General features: G+C 73.0%; 20 protein-coding genes. 13 read left to right on the forward strand and 7 right to left on the reverse strand.

Going from position 1 to position 22,621, the window contains the following annotated elements; genetic code table 11:
* Positions 1 to 180: 180 nt before the first annotated feature.
* Both IF43_RS0119060 and IF43_RS0119065 read right to left on the reverse strand, forming a co-directional pair.
* A complete protein-coding gene (locus IF43_RS0119060) occupies positions 181 to 477 on the reverse strand; it encodes an MTH1187 family thiamine-binding protein (RefSeq protein WP_030201852.1) in 297 nt (98 codons plus the stop codon).
* The gene (locus tag IF43_RS0119065) at positions 474 to 818 is read right to left on the reverse strand and encodes a DUF3817 domain-containing protein (protein WP_030201855.1); all 345 of its coding nucleotides are present in this window, start codon (positions 816 to 818) and stop codon (positions 474 to 476) included. The genes IF43_RS0119060 and IF43_RS0119065 overlap by 4 nt, the downstream gene beginning before the upstream one ends.
* Before the next feature lie 309 nt (positions 819 to 1,127).
* Here IF43_RS0119065 and IF43_RS0119070 point away from each other — a divergent pair, with 309 nt between their 5' ends.
* The 4 genes from IF43_RS0119070 to IF43_RS0119085 all read left to right on the forward strand — a co-directional run bounded on the left by IF43_RS0119070 (position 1,128) and on the right by IF43_RS0119085 (position 3,781).
* Positions 1,128 to 1,766 (forward strand): AIM24 family protein, encoded by a 639-nt coding sequence (locus IF43_RS0119070; protein WP_030201857.1) that lies wholly within the window; start codon positions 1,128 to 1,130, stop codon positions 1,764 to 1,766.
* On the forward strand, positions 1,766 to 2,416 hold the full coding sequence (locus tag IF43_RS0119075) for an AIM24 family protein (RefSeq protein ID WP_030201860.1): 651 nt from the start codon (positions 1,766 to 1,768) through the stop codon (positions 2,414 to 2,416). Before IF43_RS0119070 ends, IF43_RS0119075 begins: the two co-directional genes overlap by 1 nt.
* Positions 2,416 to 3,204, forward strand: coding sequence for an AIM24 family protein (locus tag IF43_RS0119080; RefSeq protein ID WP_030201862.1), 789 nt, complete (start codon positions 2,416 to 2,418; stop codon positions 3,202 to 3,204). The genes IF43_RS0119075 and IF43_RS0119080 overlap by 1 nt, the downstream gene beginning before the upstream one ends.
* A 97-nt stretch (positions 3,205 to 3,301) precedes the next feature.
* Positions 3,302 to 3,781 carry a MarR family winged helix-turn-helix transcriptional regulator gene (locus IF43_RS0119085; RefSeq protein WP_030201865.1) on the forward strand — a complete coding sequence of 160 codons (480 nt, stop codon included), beginning with the start codon at positions 3,302 to 3,304 and terminating at the stop codon, positions 3,779 to 3,781.
* Between the two features lie 107 nt (positions 3,782 to 3,888).
* Here the strand turns inward: IF43_RS0119085 and meaB are convergent, their stop codons facing one another.
* Positions 3,889 to 4,848: a methylmalonyl Co-A mutase-associated GTPase MeaB gene (gene meaB, locus IF43_RS0119090; protein ID WP_030201868.1), complete on the reverse strand. Its 960-nt coding sequence runs from the start codon at positions 4,846 to 4,848 to the stop codon at positions 3,889 to 3,891.
* A gap of 54 nt (positions 4,849 to 4,902) precedes the next feature.
* Entirely contained in the window at positions 4,903 to 6,105 is a 1,203-nt protein-coding gene (locus tag IF43_RS0119095; protein WP_030201870.1) for an acetyl-CoA C-acetyltransferase, read from the reverse strand.
* Positions 6,106 to 6,241: 136 nt separating this feature from the next.
* Between IF43_RS0119095 and mce the strand changes: the two genes are divergently transcribed.
* The 7 genes from mce (at position 6,242) to IF43_RS0119130 (ending at position 16,506) form a co-directional block, all read left to right on the forward strand.
* The gene (mce, locus tag IF43_RS0119100; protein WP_030201872.1) at positions 6,242 to 6,682 is read left to right on the forward strand and encodes a methylmalonyl-CoA epimerase; all 441 of its coding nucleotides are present in this window, start codon (positions 6,242 to 6,244) and stop codon (positions 6,680 to 6,682) included.
* 182 nt (positions 6,683 to 6,864) lie between these two features.
* Positions 6,865 to 11,307, forward strand: coding sequence for a polarized growth protein Scy (gene scy, locus IF43_RS0119105; protein WP_030201874.1), 4,443 nt, complete (start codon positions 6,865 to 6,867; stop codon positions 11,305 to 11,307).
* A gap of 182 nt (positions 11,308 to 11,489) precedes the next feature.
* The gene (locus IF43_RS0119110) at positions 11,490 to 12,428 is read left to right on the forward strand and encodes a cellulose-binding protein (RefSeq protein ID WP_030201876.1); all 939 of its coding nucleotides are present in this window, start codon (positions 11,490 to 11,492) and stop codon (positions 12,426 to 12,428) included.
* Positions 12,429 to 12,540: 112 nt separating this feature from the next.
* Positions 12,541 to 13,599, forward strand: coding sequence for an ABC transporter ATP-binding protein (locus IF43_RS0119115; protein WP_051795636.1), 1,059 nt, complete (start codon positions 12,541 to 12,543; stop codon positions 13,597 to 13,599).
* A gap of 2 nt (positions 13,600 to 13,601) precedes the next feature.
* Entirely contained in the window at positions 13,602 to 14,381 is a 780-nt protein-coding gene (locus tag IF43_RS0119120; RefSeq protein WP_030201879.1) for an ABC transporter permease, read from the forward strand.
* Between the two features lie 194 nt (positions 14,382 to 14,575).
* The gene (locus IF43_RS0119125) at positions 14,576 to 15,682 is read left to right on the forward strand and encodes an ABC transporter ATP-binding protein (RefSeq protein WP_037889158.1); all 1,107 of its coding nucleotides are present in this window, start codon (positions 14,576 to 14,578) and stop codon (positions 15,680 to 15,682) included.
* Positions 15,679 to 16,506 carry an ABC transporter permease gene (locus IF43_RS0119130; RefSeq protein ID WP_030201885.1) on the forward strand — a complete coding sequence of 276 codons (828 nt, stop codon included), beginning with the start codon at positions 15,679 to 15,681 and terminating at the stop codon, positions 16,504 to 16,506. Before IF43_RS0119125 ends, IF43_RS0119130 begins: the two co-directional genes overlap by 4 nt.
* A 37-nt stretch (positions 16,507 to 16,543) precedes the next feature.
* Here the strand turns inward: IF43_RS0119130 and IF43_RS0119135 are convergent, their stop codons facing one another.
* A complete protein-coding gene (locus tag IF43_RS0119135) occupies positions 16,544 to 16,870 on the reverse strand; it encodes a hypothetical protein (protein WP_030201886.1) in 327 nt (108 codons plus the stop codon).
* 245 nt (positions 16,871 to 17,115) lie between these two features.
* Between IF43_RS0119135 and IF43_RS0119140 the strand changes: the two genes are divergently transcribed.
* Positions 17,116 to 18,162, forward strand: a complete 1,047-nt coding sequence (locus IF43_RS0119140) for an LLM class flavin-dependent oxidoreductase (protein ID WP_030201888.1) — start codon at positions 17,116 to 17,118, stop codon at positions 18,160 to 18,162.
* Between the two features lie 91 nt (positions 18,163 to 18,253).
* Here IF43_RS0119140 and IF43_RS0119145 read toward each other — a convergent pair whose 3' ends face one another.
* Positions 18,254 to 18,646, reverse strand: coding sequence for an SCO5389 family protein (locus IF43_RS0119145; protein WP_030201890.1), 393 nt, complete (start codon positions 18,644 to 18,646; stop codon positions 18,254 to 18,256).
* A 211-nt stretch (positions 18,647 to 18,857) separates the two neighbouring features.
* Here IF43_RS0119145 and nucS point away from each other — a divergent pair, with 211 nt between their 5' ends.
* Positions 18,858 to 19,529 carry an endonuclease NucS gene (gene nucS, locus IF43_RS0119150; protein WP_030201891.1) on the forward strand — a complete coding sequence of 224 codons (672 nt, stop codon included), beginning with the start codon at positions 18,858 to 18,860 and terminating at the stop codon, positions 19,527 to 19,529.
* 168 nt (positions 19,530 to 19,697) lie between these two features.
* Here nucS and IF43_RS36590 read toward each other — a convergent pair whose 3' ends face one another.
* Entirely contained in the window at positions 19,698 to 22,445 is a 2,748-nt protein-coding gene (locus IF43_RS36590) for a hypothetical protein (protein WP_051795637.1), read from the reverse strand.
* Positions 22,446 to 22,621 lie beyond the last annotated feature (176 nt).

The raw sequence follows: 22,621 nt of genomic DNA on the forward strand, positions 1-22,621 counted from the left end.
TGCCCCAGGGGTGGGCCTGCCGCAGGGCCTGCAGGCCGCCCCTGTCAAGCGCCGAGGGGACCCACACACCACGGGACCCACCCCCGAAGCGAGCCCACCGAAGCCCCGCCGCACGAACGCGACGGGGCCCGGGAAGAGCAGCAACCGGCAACCGGGGCAACCGGCAACCAGCAACCAGCGTCAGCCCGCCAGGTGCCGCTCCACGGTGGCCACCTTCGAGGTGAGGCCGTCCGTCACACCCGGCCGGATGTCGACCTTCATGACGACGGAGACCCGCGGGGCGCGCGCCTCGACGGCCGCGACGGCGCGCTTGACGACGTCCATCACCTCGTCCCACGACTCGCCCTCGACGGAGGTGAACATGGCGTCGGTGCGGTTCCGCAGGCCCGACTCGCGGACCACCCGCACCGCCTCGGCGACGTACTCGCCGACCTCTTCACCGACGCCCAGCGGGGTGACCGAGAAAGCGACGATCACGCGGCGGCCTCTTCCTTGCGGGCGCGGGCGGCGATCACGCTGTCGGACTCGTCGCGCTTGAGGAGCTTGTCGCCGTACAGGCCGCCGAAGGGGATGACGGCGAGCAGGAAGAAGAGGGCGACCTTCTTCAGCGGCCACTTGGCCTTGTTCCAGACGTCCAGCAGGAAGATCGCGTACAGCGTGAACAGCACGCCGTGCAGCATGCCCAGCGGCATGACGAGGTTGACGTCGGAGATCCGGCTCAGGAGCGAGCCGAAGATCAGCAGAGCCGGGAAGGAGAGCGCTTCGGGGATGGAGACGAGGCGCAGCCGGTGCAGGGCGGAGGCAGTCTTGATGTCCACGGTGAACCTTCGGGGCGGGGTGGTCGGGGGGCGGCGGGGACGGCCGGTACGGACGCACGCGAGCGGGGGCGAAATGTCCGGGCCCATTCTCCCAACCCGATTTACCGGATCTTGACCGGGGGTGCCCACCGGCAGGCCGGAGCGGTCGCCCACGTCCCGGCCGTGTACCGGTGTCGTCCCAACCACGTCCCAACCACGTCCCAGCCACGTCCCAACCACGTCCCAGCCGTGCCCATACACGTCCCGTCCGGGCCGATATGGGCCGTGAGGCTCTGTTCGGTGTCGGCCGCTGCCCTTAACCTCTCCCCCGTGGCTCAGTTCCGACTCCAAGGCAGCAAGGTGCTCGCCGTCGACCTGTCCGGCGACACCGTCAAAGCGAAGAACGGGTCAATGGTCGCGTACGACGGCCAGATGGCCTTCAAGAAGATGTCCGGCGGGGGTGAGGGTCTCCGAGGCATGGTGACCCGCCGCCTGACCGGCGAACAGATGACCGTGATGGAGGTCCAGGGGCAGGGCACCTGCTACTTCGCCGACCGCGCGAGCGAGATCAACCTGGTCAACCTGCACGGCGAGAAGCTCTACGTCGAGTCCAGCAACCTGCTGTGCACCGACGGCGGGTTGCGCACCGGCACGACCTTCACCGGTCTGCGCGGCGCCTCGACCGGCAACGGCCTGTTCACCACCACCGTCGAGGGCAGCGGCCAGGCGGCCATCCTCTCCGACGGGCCGGCGGTGGTGCTGCGGGTCAGCGCGCAGTTCCCGCTCTCCGTCGACCCGGGTGCGTACATCGCGCACACCGGCAACCTCCAGCAGCACTTCCAGTCCGGTGTGACGTTCCGCACGTTGATGGGCGAGGGCGGCGGCGAGGCGTTCCAGATCCGTTTCGAGGGCGAGGGCCTGGTGTACGTGCAGCCCAGCGAGCGCAACACGATCGGGGGCGACGTCTGATGCCGTTCACCCAGATCAACTCGAAGATGGTCGAGGCCCAGGTGGTCCCCGGCCAGCGGCTGTTCAGCCAGCGCGGCGCGATGATCGCCTACCGGGGCGAGGTCGCCTTCACCCCCGACATCGCCGGCGGCCAGGGCGGCGTCATGGGAATGATCGGCCGGCGGGTGGCCAACGAGCAGGTCCCGCTGATGACGGTCGAGGGCCAGGGCTCGGTGATGTTCGGTCACGGCGGCCACCACGTCCACGTGGTCCAGATGACCGGCGACACCCTGTACGTCGAGGCGGACCGGCTGCTCGCCTTCGACGGCACCCTCCAGCAGGGCACCATGTTCATGGGCCAGCAGGGCGGCGTCATGGGCATGGTGCGCGGCCAGGTGACCGGCCAGGGCCTGTTCACCACCACGCTCGCGGGGCACGGTTCCGTGGCCGTGATGGCCCACGGCGGCGTCATCGAGCTGCCCATCACCCCGCAGCGGCCCATCCATGTGGACCCGCAGGCGTACGTCGCCCACCGGGGTGACGTACGCAACAAGCTCTCCACCGCGCTCGGCTGGCGGGACATGGTGGGGCGTGGCTCGGGCGAGGCGTTCCAGCTGGAGCTGTCCGGTCACGGTGTCGTGTACGTGCAGGCCTCGGAGGAGAAGCTCTAATGACCGGACCCGTGGTCCTCGACCCGTACTCCCTGCCGTCCGACGACAACGTCAACGCCTACACCTTCTGCGTGGAACTCAAGGGGAGCCAGTGGTTCCTGCAGAAGGGCAAGATGATCGCCTACTACGGGCACGTCGAGTTCAACGGCATCGGCAACGGCCGCTTCGACCGGCTGCTGCGCACCAGCTTCCACTCGCCGCTGCACGCCTCCGACTGGGTGGTGGCGGAGGGCTCGGGCAAGATGCTGCTCGCCGACCGGGCCTTCGACGTCAACTCGTACGACCTCGACAACGGCAACCTGACGATCCGTTCGGGGAACCTGCTGGCCTACCAGCCCTCGCTGGCGCTGAAGCAGTCGATCGTGCCGGGCTTCCTGACGCTGATCGGCACGGGCAAGTTCGTGGCGGCCTCGAACGGGCCGGTGGTCTTCATGGAGCCGCCGCTGAAGGTGGACCCGCAGGCGCTGGTGGGCTGGGCGGACTGCCCCTCCCCGTGCCACCACTACGACCACGGCTACATGCAGGGCGTGATGGGCGGGCTGCGGCAGCTGGCCGGCATCGGGGGCGCCTCGGGCGAGGAGCACCAGTTCGAGTTCGTCGGCGCGGGCACGGTGCTGCTCCAGTCGACGGAGCTGCTCATGCCCGAGCGGGCCATGGGGGCCGTGGGCCACGAGCCCGGGGTGCCGGCGCATGCTCCGGGCCCGATGGGGCAGATGGGCGGGCAGCAGCTGGGGATCCCGCGGATGCCGGGGCAGCTGGGTGACCTCCAGCGCCGGTTCGGGCTGTGACCGATAGTCTTCGGACCATCACGGTCTGCACCTGGCATATGCCCGTGGCCCACCGGCAATTTTGTACGTAATTCAACTTCTTAGGTAGAGTCCTTGTATGGAGACGACTGAGACCGCCACCCGCTGGCTGACCGATGCCGAGCAGTGCACGTGGCGCACCTATCTGGACGTCAACCGACTGCTGACGCACCGCCTGGAAAAGGATCTCCAGCCCTTCGGCCTGACGAACAACGACTACGAGATCCTGGTCAACCTCTCCGAGTCCGAGGACCACCGCATGCGGATGAGCGACCTCGCCACCGCGACCCTGCAGTCCAAGAGCCGGCTGTCCCATCAGATCACCCGGATGGAGGCGGCCGGCCTGGTCGTCCGCGCCAACTGCGAGTCCGACCGGCGCGGCCTGTACGCGGTCCTCACCGACCACGGCATGGAGACCATGCGGAAGGTGGCCCCGCACCACGTGGCCTCCGTCCGCCAGCACTTCATCGACCTGATGTCGGACGAGGCCCTGGCCGAGCTGCACACGTCGCTGAAGCCGGTCGCCGAGCACCTGCGCAGCGTCCGCGGCAAGGCCTAGCACCGGACGCGGCTGCGGCACGCCGACGCCGCAGGTTGACGCGGGTAGACCCGGACATGCCAAGGGCCCGCCCCCTTTCGAGGGGGCGGGTCCTTCGTGCGTACGGCTCAGGCCTCCGTCAGGCTCGCCAGCAGCTCGTCGGCCGCCGCGTACGGGTCCACCGTCCCGGCCACCACCCGCTCGGCCAGGGCGTCCAGGTGCCGGTCCCCGTGCAGGTCGCCGATGCGCGAGCGCAGGGCGGTGACCGCGATGGTCTCCACCTCGCGCGCGGCCCGGGCGATCCGGCGCCTGGCGAGCACGCCGTGCTCCTCCATCCACGCCCGGTGCTTCTCCAGCGCCTCGACCACCTCGTCCACGCCCTCGGCGCGGGCGGCGACCGTCTTGACGATGGGCGGGCGCCAGTCGCCGGGGCCGCGGGACTCGCCGAGGCTGAGCATGTGGTTGAGCTCCCGGGCGGTGGCGTCCGCGCCGTCCCGGTCCGCCTTGTTCACCACGTACAGGTCGCCGATCTCCAGGATGCCCGCCTTGGCGGCCTGGATGCCGTCGCCCATGCCGGGGGCGAGCAGCACCACCGAGGTGTCGGCCTGGGAGGCGATCTCGACCTCCGACTGGCCCACTCCCACGGTCTCGACCAGGACCACGTCGCAGCCGGCCGCGTCGAGCACGCGGATGGCCTGCGGGGCGGCCCACGCCAGGCCGCCCAGGTGGCCGCGGGTGGCCATCGAGCGGATGTAGACCCCGGGGTCGGAGGCGTGGTCCGACATCCGCACCCGGTCACCGAGCAGCGCACCGCCGGAGAAGGGCGAGGACGGGTCGACGGCCAGGACGCCGACCCTCTTGCCCGCCTTGCGGTACGCCGTCACCAGCGCGGAGGTCGAGGTGGACTTGCCCACCCCCGGCGAGCCCGTCAGGCCCACCACGTACGCGTTGCCCGTGAGCGGCGCGAGGGCCGCCATGACCTCGCGCAGCTGCGGGGACGCCCCCTCGACCAGTGAGATCAGCCGGGCCACCGCCCGCGGCCTGCCCTCTCGGGCCTGGGCCACCAGCTGGGGGACGTCCACCGTCATGCGTGCTGCGCTCCTTTGCGTCGCTCGGGGTGGGGGTGTGCGGAGGGTTGGTGCTCAGGCCCGGGGCACCCGGACGATCAGGGCGTCGCCCTGGCCGCCGCCGCCGCACAGGGCGGCCGCGCCCACGCCGCCGCCGCGGCGCTTGAGCTCCAGGGCCAGGTGCAGCACCACGCGGGCGCCGGACATGCCGATCGGGTGGCCCAGGGCGATCGCGCCGCCGTTGACGTTCACCTTTTCCGGGGTCACGCCCAGGTCCTTCATTGACTGGACGGCGACCGCGGCGAAGGCCTCGTTGATCTCGATCAGGTCGAGGTCGGCGACCTCCAGGCCCTCCTTGCCCAGGGCGTGCTTGATGGCGTTGGACGGCTGCGACTGCAGCGAGTTGTCCGGGCCCGCCACGTTGCCGTGGGCACCGATCTCGGCCAGCCACTCCAGGCCCAGCTCCTCGGCCTTCGCCTTGCTCATGACGACCACCGCGGCGGCGCCGTCGGAGATCTGCGAGGAGGTGCCGGCGGTGATCGTGCCGTCCTTGGCGAACGCCGGGCGCAGCTTGCCGAGGGACTCCGCGGTGGTGTCGGGGCGGATGCCCTCGTCGACCGAGAAGAGCACCGGGTCGCCCTTGCGCTGCGGGATCTCGACCGGGGTGATCTCGGCCTCGAAGACGCCGTTCTTCTGGGCGGCGGCGGCGCGCTGGTGGGAGCCGGCGGCGAACTCGTCCTGCGGGGCGCGCTCGATGCCCAGGCGGCTGTTGTGCTTCTCGGTGGACTCGCCCATGGCGATGCCCTCGAAGGCGTCGGTCAGGCCGTCGTAGGCCATCGCGTCGAGCATCTCGATCGCGCCGTACTTGTAGCCCTCGCGGGACTTCGGGAGCAGGTGCGGGGCGTTGGTCATCGACTCCTGGCCGCCGGCGACCACGATGTCGAACTCACCCGCGCGGATCAGCTGGTCGGCCAGCGCGATGGCGTCGAGGCCGGAGAGGCAGACCTTGTTGATCGTCAGCGCCGGCACGTTCATCGGGATGCCGGCCTTGACGGCGGCCTGGCGGGCCGGGATCTGGCCCGCGCCGGCCTGGAGCACCTGGCCCATGATCACGTACTGGACCTGGTCGCCGGAGATGCCGGCCCGCTCCAGCGCGGCCTTGATCGCGACGCCGCCGAGGTCGGCGCCGGAGAACGTCTTGAGAGAGCCCAGGAGACGTCCCATGGGCGTGCGGGCCCCAGCGACGATCACCGACGTAGTGCTGTTCGTTCCGGACATGAGGCACGGCCCCTTGGATGAGGAGTGAACGAGGGTTTACCTGAATGTACTGAGCGGCACTCGGTGCCGTCATCGGGCATCCGGTGTGATCGCGCGCACGTTGCGTAACCACCCTGCCGACCGCTCCACTGGGGGCATGCTGACGAGAATCGACCACATCGGGATCGCCTGCTTCGACCTCGACAAGACTGTCGAGTTCTACCGTGCCACGTACGGCTTCGAGGTGTTCCACACCGAAGTCAACGAGGAGCAGGGTGTGCGCGAGGCCATGCTCAAGATCAACGAGACGTCCGACGGCGGCGCCTCCTACCTCCAGCTGCTGGAGCCCACCCGCGAGGACTCCGCGGTGGGCAAGTGGCTGGCCAAGAACGGCGAGGGCGTGCACCACATCGCCTTCGGCACCGCGGACGTCGACGGGGACGCCGAGGCCATCCGCGGCAAGGGCGTCCGCGTGCTCTACGACGAGCCCCGGATCGGCTCGATGGGCTCCCGGATCACGTTCCTGCACCCCAAGGACTGCCACGGTGTCCTGACCGAACTGGTCACCTCCAACCCCTCTCCCAACGCGGAGCACTGACCGCCGGATTCCCTGGCCGGTAGAGTGGCGGTGGCTCGGCCGGGGTCTGGTGTTTTTGCCGAGGGGTCGGGGCCTTCCGATTTGCGGCAAGATGTCTGACACCATTCCCCGGGGGCACCGTTCAGCGGGCGGACGGTGCTTTGGGAGAGAGCTTGCGACCAGGGGACGGATGGGACCGCGCCGTGCGGGGCTACGAACGCCAGGAGAGTCTTCAGCCTGAGGCCGACCATCTCTCGCGCTTCGAGGCCGAGATGGAGCGGCTGACGAAGGAGCGCGGGAAGGCCGTCCAGCACGCCGAGGACCTGGGCTACCAGGTCGAGGTGCTGCGCGCCAAGCTCCACGAGGCGCGGCGCGCGTTGGCGTCCCGCCCCGCCTACGAATCCGCCGACATCGGCTACCAGGCCGAGCAGCTGCTGCGCAACGCGCAGATCCAGGCGGACCAGATGCGCAGCGACGCCGAGCGCGAGCTGCGCGAGGCCCGCGCCCAGACCCAGCGGATCCTCCAGGAGCACGCCGAGCACCAGGCCCGGCTCCAGGCCGAGCTGCACCAGGAGGCCGTCAACCGCCGCCAGCGCCTGGACCAGGAGCTCAACGAGCGGCGCCAGACCGTCGAGGCGCACGTCAACGAGAACGTCGCCTGGGCCGAGCAGCTGCGCGCCCGTACGGAGTCCCAGGCCCGCCGCCTCATGGACGAGTCGCGCGCCGAGGCCGAGCAGTCCCTGAACGCCGCCCGCGCCGAGGCCGCCCGGGTCGCCGAGGAGACCCGGCGCCGGATGACCTCCGAGGCGGAGGCCGCGCGCACCGAGGCCGAGGCCACCCTGCTGCGCGCCCGCAAGGAGGCCGAGCGGCTGCTGACCGCCGCCTCCGCGCAGGCCCAGGAGGCCACCGAGCACGCCGAGCGGCTGCGCACCTCCGCCACCGCGGAGTCCGAGCAGGCCCGCCAGCAGACCATGGACCTGGGCCGGGTCGCCGAGCAGCGCGTGCAGGAGGCGGACTCCACCCTGCGGGCCGCCCGTGCCGAGGCCGAGAAGCTCCTGGCCGAGGCGAAGGAGACCGCGGACAAGCGGCTGGCGTCGGCCGAGCAGGCCGGCGAGCAGCGCACCCGTACGGCCAAGGAGCAGGTCGCCCGGCTGGTCGGCGAGGCCACGAAGGAGGCCGAGGAGCTCAAGGCCGAGGCCGAGCAGAAGCTGGCCGACGCCCGTGCCGCGGCCGAGCGGGTGTTGGCCGAGGCCGTGGAGCAGGGCCGCACCGCCGCCGCCGAGGACACCGCGGCACAGCTGGCGAAGGCGGCCCGCACCGCCGAGGACGTCCTGAACAGGGCCTCCGAGGACGCGCAGGCGACCCGCAAGGCCGCGGCCGACGAGGCGGAGCGGATCCGCCGCGAGGCCGAGGCCGAGGCGGGCCGGCTGACCTCGCTGGCGGCGGCCACGGCCGAGCAGCTCAAGGGCGCGGCCAAGGACGACACCGAGGAGTACCGGGCCAAGACCGTCGAGCTCCAGGAGGAGGCCCGGCGGCTGCGCGGCGAGGCCGAGCAGCTGCGCGCCGAGGCCGTCGCCGAGGGCGAGCGGATCCGCGGCGAGGCCCGCCGCGAGGCCGTGCAGCAGATCGAGGAGGCGGCCAAGACCGCCGAGGAGCTGCTGACCAAGTCGAAGGCGGACGCCGACGAGCTGCGCCGCGGCGCGGCCGCCGAGAGCGAGCGGGTCCGCTCCGAGGCCATCGAGCGGGCCACCGGACTGCGCAAGCAGGCCGAGGAGACGCTGGAGCGCGCCCGCGCCGAGGCCGACCGGCTGCGCGCCGAGGCCGAGGAGCGGGCGGAGGCGGTCCGCGCCGAGGCCGACGCGGCCGCCCGCGCACGCCGCGAGGAGACCGAGCGGGCGCTGGCCGACCGGCGCAGCGAGGCCGACGCGGAGCTGACCCGCCTCCAGGAGGAGGCCGAGGGCCGGCTGACCACCGCCGAGCGCACCCTGGGCGACGCCCGCGGTGCCGCCGAGGCGATGCGCCGCGAGGCGGCGGAGGAGAGCGAGCGGGTCCGCACCGAGGCGGCCGAGCGCAGCCGCGCCCTGGCCGAGCAGGCGGAGGCCGAGGCCACCCGGCAGCGCACCGAGGCCGCCGAGGACGCCGGCCGGATGCGTGCCGAGGCCGAGACGGCCGCGACCCGGCTGGTCGGCGAGGCCGAGGTCGAGGCCGAGCGCGTGCGCACCGAGGCGCAGGAGACCGCGGACCGGCTGCGCACGGAGGCCCGGGCGGCCGCCGAGCGGGTGGCCGAGGAGGCCGCCGAGGCCCTGGCCGCCGCGAAGGAGGAGGCCGAGCGGCGCCGCCGCGAGGCCGAGGAGACGCTGGGCTCCGCGCGCGAGGAGGCCGAGCGCGAGCGCGCCCAGGCCCGCGAGCAGAGCGAGGAACTGCTGGCCTCGGCCCGCAAGCGCGTCGAGGACGCCGAGGCGGAGGCCGCGCGGCTGGTGCAGGAGGCGGACGCCCGCGCCGCCGAGCTGGTGTCGGCCGCCGAGCAGACCGCCCGCGAGGTGCGCGAGTCCGTGGCGGGCCTGCACGAGCAGGCCGAGGAGGAGATCTCCGGCCTGCGCAGTGCCGCCGAGGTGGCGGCCGAGCGCACCCGCACCGAGGCCGAGGAGGAGGCGGACCGGGTCCGTTCCGACGCGTACGCCGAGCGGGAGCGGGCCACCGAGGACGCCAACCGGATCCGCACCGAGGCCCGCGAGGAGACCGACGCCGCCAAGGCGCTGGCCGAGCGGACCGTCGGCGACGCCATCGCCGAGGCCGAGCGGCTGCGCACCGAGGCGCGCGAGGAGACCGAGCAGCTGCGGTCCGAGGCGGCCGAGGAGACCGAGCGGCTGCGCGCGGACACGGCCGAGTACGCGCAGCGCCTGCGCACCGAGGCCACCGACGCGCTGGCCGCGGCCGAGCGCGACGCGGCCCGTACCAAGGCGGACGCCCGCGAGGACGCCAACCGGATCCGCTCGGAGTCGGCCGAGAAGGCCGGCCAGGTCGTGGCCGAGGCCGAGGAGCGGGCGGAGGCCACCCGCGTCGAGGCCGCCGAGGTGCTCGACGAGGCCCGTGCGGAGCGCAACAGGCTGCGCACGGAGGCCGCCGAGCAGGCGGACCGCCTGGTCGCCGAGGCCGCCTCGGAGGCGGAGTCCCTGACGGCCAAGGCCGCCGAGACCCTGGCCGAAGCGGAGCGGGACGCGGCGAAGACGCTGGAGGACGCCCGCGCGGAGGGCGCCCGCCTGATCGGCGAGGCCACCGCCGAGACCGAGCGGATGACGGTCGAGACGCAGGCCGCCAACGACCGTACGGTCGGCGAGGCCGCGGAGGAGGCCGAGCGGCTGCGCACCGAGGCCGCGCAGCTGCTGGACGACGCGCGCGCCGAGGGCGGCCGGATCGTCGGCGAGGCGACCGCCGAGGCCGAGCGGGTCACCGTGGCGGCCGGCGAGACGCTGGCGACGGCGGAGCGCGAGGCCGAGCAGGCCCTCGACGAGGCGCGGGCCGAGGCCGCGCGGCTGGTCGAGGAGGCCGTCACGGAGGCGGACCGGCTCACCGAGCGCACCCGCGAGGAGAACGAGCGTACGGTCGGCGAGGCCGCCGAGGAGGCCGAGCGGCTGCGCACCGAGGCGGCCGAGGACCTGGGCTCGGCGCAGGAGCACGCCGCGCGCACCCGGTCGGAGGCCGAGCGGGACAAGGCCGCGGCCGCCGCGGAGGCGGAGCGGCTGCGCCGCGAGGCGCGCGAGGAGGCCGAGCGGCTGCGCACCGAGGCCCGTGAGGAGTCCGAGCGGCTGCTGGACGAGGCCCGCGAGGCGGCGAACAAGCGCCGCTCGGAGGCCGCCGAGCAGGTCGACCGCCTCGTCTCGGAGGCCGTCACCGAGGCGGACAAGCTGACGACGGACGCGGCCCAGCAGGCGCTGGCGGCGACGACCGCGGCCGAGGAGCAGGCCGACGCGATGGTGGATGCGGCCCGTGCGGAGGCCACGCGCATCACCGAGGAGGCGATCGTCGAGGGCAACACCCTGGTGGAGAAGGCCCGCACGGACGCGGACGAGCTGCTCGTCGGCGCCCGCAGGGACTCGTCCGCCATAAGGGAGCGGGCCGAGGAGCTGCGGGCCCGCGTCGAGGCCGAGGTGGAGGAGCTGCACGAGCGCGCCCGCCGGGAGACCGCCGAGCAGATGAAGTCCGCGGGTGAGCGGGTGGACAAGCTGGTCAAGGCGGCCACCGAGCAGAGCGCCCAGGCCGAGGCCAAGGCCAAGGACCTGGTGTCCGAGGCGAGCAGCGAGGCGAGCAAGGTGCGCATCGCGGCGGTGAAGAAGGCCGAGCAGCTGCTCAAGGAGGCGGAGCAGAAGAAGGCCGAGGCGGTCCGCGAGGCCGAGCGCATGCGTACCGAGGCCGAGGCCGAGGCCGAGCGGCTGATCGAGGAGGGCCGCCGGGAGCTGGAGGTTCTGGTGCGCCGCCGGGAGGACATTCAGGCCGAGATCTCCCGTGTCCAGGACGTGCTTGAGGCGTTGGAATCATTCGAGGCGCCCGGAGGTGGCGGAAAGTCGTCGTCCAACGGCGCCGGCGGGGTGAAGGTCGGCGCCCCGGCGGGCCCCACTCGTTCGGGTGGTAAGTCGTCGGAGGGCTAGACACCCCGCCTGAATGTGTGCTCCTGATGGAGGTTCAGGCGAACGGGTGACAAGGCTTCTGGCGCCTTGCCACTCAAAAGGGGTGTCATTGTCCAGATCAAACGCGGATTGACTCGATGACACGCCGCTCGGCCGCCTAGGATTCCCCTAACACCTCACCGGTCTCATTCGACAGGAACCCCATGAGCGACACTTCCTCCCCCTTCGGCTTCGAGCTCGTGCGGCGTGGTTACGACCGCGGTCAGGTGGACGACCGCATTTCCAAGCTCGTCGCCGATCGTGACAGCGCCCTGTCCCGCATCAACTCCCTGGAGAAGCGCATCGAGGAGCTCCACCTCGAGACGCAGAACGCCCAGGCCCAGGTCAGCGACGCCGAGCCGTCGTACGCCGGCCTCGGTGCTCGGGTCGAGAAGATCCTGCGGCTCGCCGAGGAGGAGGCCAAGGACCTGCGCGAGGAGGCCCGCCGGGCCGCGGAGCAGCACCGCGAGCTCGCCGAGTCCGCCGCCCAGCAGGTCCGCAACGACGCCGAGTCCTTCGCCTCGGACCGCAAGGCCAAGGCCGAGGACGAGGGCGTCCGGATCGTCGAGAAGGCCAAGGGCGACGCCGCGACCCTGCGCGCCGAGGCCCAGAAGGACGCGCAGTCCAAGCGCGAGGAGGCCGACGCGCTGTTCGAGGAGACCCGCGCCAAGGCCGCCCAGGCCGCCGCGGACTTCGAGACGAACCTGGCCAAGCGCCGCGAGCAGTCCGAGCGTGACCTCGCCTCCCGCCAGGCCAAGGCCGAGAAGCGCCTCGCCGAGATCGAGCACCGGGCGGAGCAGCTGCGCCTGGAGGCCGAGAAGCTGCGTACGGACGCCGAGCGCCGGGCCCGCCAGACGGTGGAGACCGCGCAGCGCCAGGCCGAGGACATCGTGGCCGACGCCAACGCCAAGGCGGACCGCATCCGCAGCGAATCGGAGCGCGAGCTGGCGGCGCTCACCAACCGCCGCGACTCCATCAACGCCCAGCTGACCAACGTCCGCGAGATGCTCGCGACGCTGACCGGCGCGGCGGTCGCGGCCGCGAACCCGATCGTCGACGACGAGCCGGTCTCCCGCGGGGTCCCGGCCCAGCAGAGCCGGTAACCACGGCGCGCAGTACCCCGGTGCCGCACGCCGGCGCCGCACCACCCCCGAGACCCAGGGCCCTTCGTCACTCCGGTGGCGGGGGGCCCTGGGCCGTTCTAGCGTGAGCGGCATGATCGAGCTCGAAGGCCTCACGAAGCGCTTCGGACCCAAACTCGCCGTCGACGGGCTGAGCTTCCGCGTGCGGCCCGGAGTGGTGACCGGCTTCCTCGGGCCCAACGGGGCCGGCAAGTCGACCACCATGCGGATGATGCTCGATCTCGACAACCCGACCAGCGGCACGGTCCGGATCGACGGCCGGCACTACCGGGAGCTCGACGAACCGCTGAAGTACATCGGCGCCCTGCTGGACGCCAAGGCCATGCACGGCGGCCGCAGCGCCTACAACAACCTGCTCTGTCTGGCGCAGTCCAACCGGATCCCCGCGAGCCGGGTGGCGGAGGTGCTGGACACGGTCGGCCTCACGGCGGTGGCGCGCAAGAAGACGAAGAGTTTCTCCCTGGGCATGGGCCAGCGGCTCGGAATCGCCTCCGCACTGCTCGGCGATCCGAAGATCCTCATGTTCGACGAACCCGTCAACGGTCTGGACCCCGAGGGAATTCACTGGATCCGACATCTGATGAAAGGTCTGGCATCCGAAGGGCGAACGATCTTCGTTTCCAGCCATCTCATGAGCGAAATGGCACTGACCGCGGATCATTTGATCGTGATCGGTCAGGGCCGACTCCTCGCGGACACCTCCATGGCCGATTTCATCCAGCAGAACTCGCGCAGTTATGTGCGCATCCGCTCGCCGCAGCAGGAACACCTCAAGGACCTACTCGCAAGTAACGGAATCCCCGTCGTGATGGCGGGCTCCGGGGCACTGGAAGTCGACGCGGTCACCGCCGAGGAGCTCGGCGAGCTCGCCGCCCGGCACCGGATCGTGCTGCACGAGCTCAGCCCCCAGCGGGCCTCCCTGGAAGAGGCCTTCATGCGCATGACCGCCGAGACCGTCGAGTACCACGCGCACTCCCCCGGCGAGGACGCCGCGGGCCTGCCCCTGCCGATGGGGCCCCAGCCGGAGCAGCCGCGCCAGGGCCCGGGCGCCCCCGGCTGGGGCAGCTCGTGGACCGGCTCGCGGGCGAAGGCCGCCGGGACCGAGGCGGCCAGGACGAGGAAGGAGGACTGAGCGTGGCTGCGGTACCCGCCGTCCTCACGTCCGAGTGGACCAAGATCCGTACGGTCGCCTCGACGTCCTGGACCCTGATCTCCGCCCTCGTCGTCACCGTCGGCCTCAGCGCCGGGCTGGCCGCGCTGACCAAGTCCCAGTTCGCGCACCTCTCCGAACTGGAGCGGGCCACCTTCGACCCGACCCTGGTCAGCTTCTCCGGCATGGTGCTGGGCCAGCTCGCCATGGTCGTCTTCGGCGTCATGGTGGTGGGCACCGAGTACAGCTCCGGCATGATCCGCACCTCGCTGGCCGCGGTCCCGCAGCGGGCCACGTTCCTCTTCAGCAAGATCGCGGTGGCCGGCGTCCTGGCGCTGCTGGTCGGCCTGGCCACCAGCTTCCTCTCGTTCTTCCTCGGCCAGGCCCTGCTCGGCTCCCACCGCACGTCCATCGGCGAACCGAACGTCCTGCGGGCGGTCGTGGGGGCCGGCCTCTACATGGCCCTGATCGCGGTCTTCTCCATGGGCGTGACCGCGATGCTGCGCAGCTCGATGCTGTCGCTGGGCATCCTCGTGCCGTTCTTCTTCCTGATCTCGCAGATCCTGTCGAACGTGCCGAAGGCCAAGGAGGTGGCCCGCTACTTCCCGGACCAGGCGGGCTCCAAGATCATGCAGGTGGTCCCCCGCGCCATGGGCTCCGACCAGGTCCCGTACGGCCCCTGGGGCGGCCTGGGCATCATGCTCCTCTGGGTGGCCGCCGCCCTGATCGGGGGCTACGCCGTCCTCCGACGACGGGACGCCTAGGAGCAAGCCCCGCAGCCACCCTCCCCCTCCCCCGCCCCCACCCCCGCCTAAGGGACGACCCTGACCCGACCCTGATTCGACCCTGATCCACACCGGACGGGACTTCCGCCCCGGGCGGGAACCGTCAACCGGCCGATACTCTCTTACTTCCTGCCGGGACGAACGGCACCCCGGCTCACGAGGGCGAGAGAGGCATGATCGAGGCAGTCGGCCTGACCAAGCGCTACGGCACGAAGACCGCCGTCGACCAGCTGTCCTTCCAGGTCCGGCCGGGCGCGGTGACGGGCTTCCTGGGCCCCAACGGCTCGGGCAAGTCCACGACCATGCGCATGATCCTCGGCCTCGACCGCCCCACCACGGGCCGGGTCACCATCAGCGGCCACCCGTACCGCGAGCTGCCGAACGCCCAGCGGCACGTCGGCGCCCTCCTGGACGCCAAGGCCCTGCACGGCGGCCGCCGCGCCCGCAACCACCTGCTCGCCCTCGCGCAGCTCTCCGGAATCCCGGAGCGCCGGGTCGACGAGGTGCTCGGCGTGGTCGGCCTCCAGGACGTGGCGCAGCAGCGCACCAAGGGGTTCTCCCTCGGCATGGGCCAGCGGCTCGGCATCGCAGCGGCCCTGCTCGGCGACCCGCAGGTGCTGCTGTTCGACGAGCCGGTCAACGGCCTCGACCCCGAGGGCATCCTGTGGGTGCGCAACCTCATGCGCAAGCTCGCCGCCGAGGGCCGCACCGTGTTCGTCTCCTCCCACCTCATGAGCGAGATGGCGCTGACCGCCGACCACCTCATCGTGATCGGCCGCGGCCGGCTGCTGGCCGACATGAACGTGCAGGACTTCATCTCGCACAACTCGGCCGGCTTCGGCCGGGTGCGGACCGCGGACGACGAGCCCGGCGCCGCCGACCGGCTGGCCGCCCTGCTCACCGGGGCCGGGGCGGCCGTGCTGCACGAACCGGACGGCGCGCTGCGCGTCACCGGCCTGCCGCTGCCGCGGATCAGCGACGTGGCGCACGCGGCCGGCATCCGGCTGTGGGAGCTCTCCCCGCACACGGCCTCGCTGGAGGAGGCGTACATGCGCCTGACACAGAGCTCGCTGGAGTTCACCTCCACCGAGGACCCGCGGGCCGAACTGCGCGAGCCGGAGCCGCCGGCGGACGCGTGGACCGAGCAGGAACCGGAGCGGATCGCGCCCGAGGGCTGGTACGCGCCGCCGCCGCCCGGAGCCGGTGGCAAGCCCTTCCTGATGCCCGCGCAGGCCGCGGACCTGGCGGGTACGAGCGAGCGGAAGGAGGACGACCGATGAGCGGGACCACCACCGCCACCCAGGGGTACGTCTCCGACATCCCGATCACCAGACCCACCCTGGGGCACGCCGTGCTGTCCGAATGGACCAAGGTCCGGACGGTCCGTTCGACGGTCTGGTCGCTGATCGCCACGGTGGTGGTCACGGTCGGCATCGGCATGCTGCTCGCGTCGAACACCGACGACGGCGACTACAGCTTCCAGCCCTTCACCCTGCCGGCCCTCATGGGCATCATGCTCGGCCAGGTCGGCGTGATCACGCTCGGCGTGCTGATGGTCGCCTCCGAGCACGGCACCGGGCTGATCCGCACCACCTTCACCGCAGCCCCCGACCGGTACCGGGTCCTGACGGCGAAGTACCTGGTCTTCGCCGCCCTCGCGTTCGCCGTCGTCCTCGGGTCCGTCACCCTGGTCACGCTCATGACGATGGTGCTGCACGCGGGCCCCGGCGCCGGTCCGCACGCCTTCGGCCGGGCCGTGTCCGGACTGGTCGGCGGCAGTGCGTACGTGACCCTGCTGGGCCTGCTCGGCCTCGCTGTCGGCGCACTGCTGCGGCACTCGGTCGGCGCGGTCACGACGATGCTGGGTGCGCTGGCCCTCCCGGCGATCATGCCGACGTTCCTGTTCATCTGGGAGCGCACGCTGCACGTGGGGCAGCTGCTGCTGTCCTACAGCGCGCCGGTCGGGCTCGCCTCGGTCTTCGGGATGCCGGCGACCGAACTGGACGGTCCGCAGAGCGGCCTCCCCCAGCTGCTCGTGCTGGCCGGGATCACGGCGGCGGCGGTGTTCGCCTCGTACCGGTCGGTGGCGGCCCGCGACGTGTGACCCGACCCCGATGCCCGGAGAGGCGTGCGACCGACCCCTAGTACCGGGGGGCGTTGCGGGACCGCTGCACCCGCGAGGTGCGGCGGTCCTTCGCGTTCCAGCACGCCTTGTGCCAGTGGCGCCGGTCGTCCACGCCCCCGTACTCCGGCCAGGCCACGACGTGCGGCACGCCCGACGGGATCTCCTGGTCGCAGCCCGGGCAGCGGTACCGCTTGCCCGCCGCGCCGGCCCCCGCGACCTGGCGGACCCGCCACTCCTCGCCCTGGTACTCCTCGACGCGCTCCAGCCCGTAGCGGTCGTATCCGGTGCTGGGGCGCTCGTCCGGGCTCTCGCCCCGGCGGGGGCGATTGTGGCGCGGTGACACGTATACCTCACGGGGCGACGGCGGACAGGGATTTCCCCCCAGACTACGCGCCGCGCCGGGACGTGACCGCATGGTTGCGGTGGGGAGGAGGGCCGGGGGACCACAGCGGGCGACGGCCGTCACGGCCACCCCGGGACTGATTCCCCGACAATCTCAATAACTTCCGCCCGTGCCCGTGCCTTTGGCACGTGTCAGACGTTGTTGCCGTTGGGGGAGCCGCGTCAGCCGCGAGGAGGCAGAAGGCGATGCGTGTGGGAACGTTCGACGTAGGAGCATTTGTACTGGCGGCCCAGTTCCCGGGCCAGGGACAGGGGGAGGCACTGCACCGCGCGGTGCGGACCGCCGAGGTGGTCGAGGAGGCCGGGCTCGGCTCGGTGTGGCTCGCCGAGCACCACTTCGTGCCGTACGGCGTGTGCCCGTCGGCGGTGACGCTGGCGGCCCTGCTGCTCGGGCGGACCCGGCGGATCCGGGTGGGCACGGCGGTCAGCGTGCTGCCGAGCGCCCATCCCGTGGCGCTCGGCGAGCAGGCCGCGCTGCTGCACCTGACCTCCGGCGGGCGGTTCACGCTCGGGGTCGGCCGCGGCGGCCCCTGGGTGGACCTGGAGGTCTTCGGATCCGGCCTGCCGGCGTACGAGCGGGACTTCCCCGAGTCGCTCGACCTGCTGCTGCGCTGGCTCACCGAGCCCCGGGTGGGGGCCGCCGGCGAGCGGTACGCCTTCCGCGAGGTGCCGGTCGTACCGCGGCCGGCGGAGGCGCTGGACGGCGACGGCGGGCCGCCCGAGGTGGTCGTGGCGTGCACCTCACCCGCATCGGTGCGGCTGGCCGCCGAGCGGGGGCTGCCGATGCTGCTGGGCATGCACTCCGGGGACGAGGAGAAGGCCGCGATGGTCGCCCTGTGGCGCGAGAGCGCGCTGGCCGCCGGCCGCTCCCCCGAGTCCGTCGCGGCGGCCGGGCACGTCTCGGCCGGGGTGGCGCAGCTGGCGGACCGTACGAGCGAGGCGCGCGAGTTGCTGCTCAAGGCCATGCCGGGCTGGCTCAAGCAAGGGTTGGACGCCCACGTGACGGTGGACGGGCGGGTGCGGGCGATGCGGGACCCCGTCGCGTACACCGAACTGCTCTGCGCGCTGCACCCGGTGGGGACACCCCGGCTCGCCGCGGACCGGCTGGCGGCCACGGCGGAGCGCACGGGCATCAGACGTTTCGCCCTGCTCGTGGAGGGCTCGGGTGAACTGGCGGCGACGGAGGAGAACGTCCGGCGGCTCGGCGCCGAGGTCCTGCCCCACCTCGGATGACGGGCCGACGTCCGCGGTTCGCGCGTCCCGCACGGGGGCTGCCGCTCCGGTATCAGTTGCACCTCCCGCGATACGGAGCGGCAGCGGGGATCTAGCAGTCGCGCAGCTCGGGCGACTGGTTGAGCAGCTGGGCCCGTACGGACGTGAAGCGGGCGAGCCGCTCGTCCACCGCCGGGTCCAGCGGGAAGACCGCCACGCGGTGACAGTTCTGGAACGCGAGACGCACGCCGAAGTGCCGCTGCAGCGCACCGCGTATGGCGTCGCTCGCAAGGGCGCGCAGCAGCTGGCCGCGGGCCTGCTCGTCCGGGGGCGGCGTCTGGTTGTCGGCGAAGTCCCCGCCGTCCACCTTCAGCTGGGCCACCAGAGAGCTGATCATCTCCCATGCGTACGGCAGGGAGGTCCGGACGCAGTCGACGAAAGCGGCTTCGTCGACCTCGCCTCGCTCGGCCTGTTCGAGTAGGGCCGGTGAGACGTCGAGCGACATGGGTTCTCCTCTCGCGACCCCGGGTGACCGGAGTCTTACGGGCAGGGAAGGAGGCCGCGACGCAGCGTGCACGCTTCGCAACCTCCCGCTAACACGGTAGGCGCCCGTTGGGTACGGCACCAGGAGAATGCGCATACAACGAGCCACTAACGAAGGGGGCTTTCGGGGGCGAATCGCGTCGGGGCCGGTCGGTCGAGTAGCGTTGCGGACCATGCGTCTCGTCATCGCCCGCTGCTCCGTCGACTATGCGGGCCGGCTCACCGCCCACCTGCCCTCCGCCCCCCGGCTGATCCTCGTGAAGGCCGACGGGAGCGTTTCGATCCACGCGGACGACCGGGCGTACAAACCGCTCAACTGGATGTCTCCGCCCTGCACCCTCAAAGAGGGGACGGGCGACGACGCCGGCGTCTGGACCGTCATCAACAAGGCGGGCGAGAAGCTCATCATCACGATGGAAGAAGTCCTCCACGACTCCTCCCACGAGCTGGGCGTCGACCCAGGGCTGATCAAGGACGGCGTGGAAGCGCACCTCCAGGAGCTGCTCGCCGACCGGATCGAGACGCTGGGCGAGGGCTTCACGCTCATCCGGCGCGAGTACATGACGGCCATCGGGCCGGTGGACATCCTGTGCCGGGACGCGGACGGGGCGACGGTCGCGGTCGAGATCAAGCGGCGGGGCGAGATCGACGGCGTCGAGCAGCTGACGCGCTACCTGGAGCTGTTGAACCGGGATCCGCACCTCGCGCCGGTGAAGGGCGTCTTTGCCGCGCAGGAGATCAAGCCGCAGGCCCGGGTGCTGGCCACGGACCGCGGCATGGAGTGCGTGGTGCTCGACTACGACGCCCTCCGCGGCATCGAGGACGACAAGCTCCGCCTCTTCTGACCCGGGTCGCCCCACCGCTCCGGGCCCGCGCCCGGAGCGGCCCCCCGGCCCGCCCCCTCCTCCCCCGGCCCGTCCGCGTCTCGCACGCCGACGGGCCGCGGCCGTACGGCGGCCCGCCGGGCGGAGTCGGGGCGGACCGGGCCGGGCTGGGCTGGGAGACCGGCGGCGTCAGGAGGACGGGGACGTGCCCGTGGCGCCGTCGGAGGTGTTGCCGCCCGTCGGATCGGTCGGCTGGGTCGGCGACTTGGTCGGCGGCGTCGGATCGTCGGGCGACTTCGTGGGCGGCGTCGGATCGTCCGACGGCTTCGGCGGCGTGGCCGAGTCCGACGGCTTCGGGGACGTGGACCGCGTGTGCGACGGCGACGGCCCGGTCGACGGCGAACGCGTCCCGCCCGACGGGGAAGCCGACGCCGTCGCGCTGCCCGTGGCACCCGGCGTCGGCTCGTCGGACGAGTCGGGCCCGTCCGTCATCGTGGGCGCACCGGGATCCTGCGAGTCCGTCGCGTCGTCTTCGGGAGCCGTGTCGTCCCCGGTGGCCGACGGGTCGCCGGAGCCACCGGTCACCGACTGCTCGGTGTGCGTGCCCTGCCCGGGGGTCTTCTGCTCCCCGCCGCTGAGGCCGAGGGTGACGGCCGTACCGAGGACGGCGACCAGCACCGCACCGGCCGCCGCGGCCACGACGTTGCGCCGGGCCCCGGTAAACAGCCCGGCGGCCCTGCCGCCCGCACCGGCGCGCGCGCCGCCACCGGTACCACCCGGCCGGGCGGCGCCCGCGCGCAGGCCGGCAGCGGCGAAGGACGTCGTCACGTCGGTCGGCGAGTACTGGTGCCCGGACGCGGGCGTGCCGCCCCGGACCCCGGCGGCCCCGGTCGCGCCCGCCGAAGGCCCGGCGAAGCCGGCACCGGCCGCGGCCCCCCGCGGAGCACCCGCGGAGCCCGGACCGCCCGCACCCAGCGGCCCCGACCCCGGCCCCGGGCCGCGCCCCGAGACCGACGGCAGCGGCACGGGCGGCGTCGCCATGACGTCACCGCGCGGCGGCGCGAGCATCGGGAAGGCGTCCTTGACGACCGGCTCCGCCTCCGGCTCCAGGTCGATGTCCGGCAGGCCGCCCCGCACCGGCGGCAGCACCTCGGTCCGCGCCTCCGACGCCGGCCCCGCCGATGCCGAGCCCACCGGCGGCGGGGCCAGCATCAGCGGCGGCGACAGCGGCCCGCCCGTACGGTCCGCGACCAGCGCCAGAGCGCGCCGGCCGGCCACCATGCCCCGCTTGTCGGCCAGCGCCCCGCGCAGTCCGATGGAGGCCTCCAGTTCGGCGCGGGCCCGGTCCAGCCGGCCGCCGCAGAGCGCCAGGATGCCCAGCTCGTGGTGGAAGTACGCCTCCTCGGCGACCTCGCCGGCGATCCGGGCCGCTTCCTGCCCGGCCCGCAGCACCCGCTCCCACGCGCTCCAGTGCAGACCGCCCGCGAACGCGGGGGCGGCGGTACGGGCGAGCAGCACGGCGGCGCTGGGCCGCCCCTCCTCGGGCGTGGCGGCCACGAGCGCGGCCAGGGCGGCCAGTACGGCGTCCGCCTCGGCCGCGGCCCGCTCGGGGGCGACGGAGGGGTGCCCGGTCCACCAGGCGTAGTGCTGAGCGGCCGTCAGGGCGTACGCGGCGGCCTCGTCCCCGTAACCGGCCTCCTCCAGCTGCCGCTGCACCCCGGAGGCCAGCCGGTAGCGCGGTCCGGCGGCGGTGATCAGGCCGCAGGCGAGGAGTTCGCCGACGGCGGTGTCGGCGTGTGTGTCGCCGACCAGCGCGGGCAGGTGGGCCTGGTGCGGCAGCTCGCCGCCGAGGGCCACGGCGAACCGCAGTGCCTCGCGGGCGGATTCGCCGAGCCGGGAGGCCAGGAGCGCGGCGGGGGCCGCGCTCTCGGCGAGGGCGGGCAGCTTGACGGCCGGGGGCCGCTTCTCGAAGACCCCGGGTTCCTCGGCATCGATGTCAGAGCCCGGCACAGCGTCGGCGACCGCGTCGACGACGGGGTCCGGGACCACCCCCATCAGCTCGTCGCGCTGCCGCAGCAGCGCGCCGGCCTGAACGAAGCGCAGCGGGAGGCCCTCGGAGGCGAACCACAGGTCGCCCGCCCAGGCGGTCTCCTCGTCGGTCAGCTTGCGGCCGACCGCCGCGGCCAGCAGCACCGCGCAGGCGGTGCGGCCGAGTCCGCCCAGGAAGATCTCCTCCAGATGGGAGTCCTCGGAGGGGGCGGGGGTGTCGGGGGTGGCCGCGAGCAGGAAGGCGCACTCGGGCGTGGCGCTCAGCAGTTCGTCGAGCGCTTCCCCGCCGCACTCGAGGTCGTCGAGGACGACCACGGCGCCGATGCCGGCCACCCGCTCGAGCAGTTCGGCCCGGTCGGGGCGGTAGCCGGGGGCGTCGTACACCGCGTGGTGGAGGGCGTACAGGAGCTCGGTGGGGCTCTGGCGGTGTCCGGAGAGCCGTACGACGCCGTCGGGCGCGAGGTCGGCGCAGGCGTCGGCGACGGCGTCGAGGAGCGCGGAACGGCCGGATCCGGAGGGGCCGGTGAGGCGGACCGAGCGGCCGCGGCTGAGCAGGCGGACCAGTCGCTCGCGCTCCTCCTCGCGCTCCAGCAGCGGCAGGATCGGGGCCGGCGGACCGGAGGGGACGGGCGGCTGGGCCGCCGTGCGTATCGCGGCCCGGGACCTGGCGTCGCGTCGGGCGTCGCCGGGGGGCTCGGTGTCGGGGCGGCGGGCTTCTATCTCGCTGCCGTCGACGGGGTTGACGGTCAGCAGGTAGTCGCCGCCGACGAGGCGAGTGATGCGGGCGGGGCCGGAGTTCGTGGCACCCTTGACGAGCGAGTGGCGCACGGCGCCGTTCGGGTCGTCGGTGGGCCCCCCGGCCGCACCGGATCCCCCGGTGGTGCGCATTCCGTCAGCGCCGCCCCCCGGCACTGACGAGCGCTCTTCCGGTGTGCCGAATGTCCGCTCCATGACCAAGCCCCCCGATCGCGTCGTGCGCCGTCGTCCTTCCCGGCCTTCGCACACTCCGCTGCAGCTTTGGTCCGGCGTCCGCCCCGAGGGTTGACAGGGGCCGACGGCCGAAC

Origin of the sequence: Streptomyces sp. NRRL S-87, from assembly GCF_000719335.1 — a bacterium.
Classification (GTDB): domain Bacteria; phylum Actinomycetota; class Actinomycetes; order Streptomycetales; family Streptomycetaceae; genus Streptomyces.

Bases quoted from the DNA above. Each gene is read 5' to 3' on its own strand.
- IF43_RS0119075 (WP_030201860.1), top strand. From the start codon at position 1,766: ATGCCGTTCACCCAGATCAACTCGAAGATGGTCGAGGCCCAGGTGGTC.
- IF43_RS0119080 (WP_030201862.1), top strand. From the start codon at position 2,416: ATGACCGGACCCGTGGTCCTCGACCCGTACTCCCTGCCGTCCGACGAC.
- IF43_RS0119085 (WP_030201865.1), top strand. From the start codon at position 3,302: ATGGAGACGACTGAGACCGCCACCCGCTGGCTGACCGATGCCGAGCAG.
- meaB (WP_030201868.1), bottom strand. From the start codon at position 4,848: ATGACGGTGGACGTCCCCCAGCTGGTGGCCCAGGCCCGAGAGGGCAGG.
- IF43_RS0119095 (WP_030201870.1), bottom strand. From the start codon at position 6,105: ATGTCCGGAACGAACAGCACTACGTCGGTGATCGTCGCTGGGGCCCGC.
- mce (WP_030201872.1), top strand. From the start codon at position 6,242: ATGCTGACGAGAATCGACCACATCGGGATCGCCTGCTTCGACCTCGAC.
- IF43_RS0119110 (WP_030201876.1), top strand. From the start codon at position 11,490: ATGAGCGACACTTCCTCCCCCTTCGGCTTCGAGCTCGTGCGGCGTGGT.
- IF43_RS0119115 (WP_051795636.1), top strand. From the start codon at position 12,541: ATGATCGAGCTCGAAGGCCTCACGAAGCGCTTCGGACCCAAACTCGCC.
- IF43_RS0119125 (WP_037889158.1), top strand. From the start codon at position 14,576: ATGATCGAGGCAGTCGGCCTGACCAAGCGCTACGGCACGAAGACCGCC.
- IF43_RS0119130 (WP_030201885.1), top strand. From the start codon at position 15,679: ATGAGCGGGACCACCACCGCCACCCAGGGGTACGTCTCCGACATCCCG.
- IF43_RS0119140 (WP_030201888.1), top strand. From the start codon at position 17,116: ATGCGTGTGGGAACGTTCGACGTAGGAGCATTTGTACTGGCGGCCCAG.
- IF43_RS0119145 (WP_030201890.1), bottom strand. From the start codon at position 18,646: ATGTCGCTCGACGTCTCACCGGCCCTACTCGAACAGGCCGAGCGAGGC.
- nucS (WP_030201891.1), top strand. From the start codon at position 18,858: ATGCGTCTCGTCATCGCCCGCTGCTCCGTCGACTATGCGGGCCGGCTC.
- IF43_RS36590 (WP_051795637.1), bottom strand. From the start codon at position 22,445: ATGCGCACCACCGGGGGATCCGGTGCGGCCGGGGGGCCCACCGACGAC.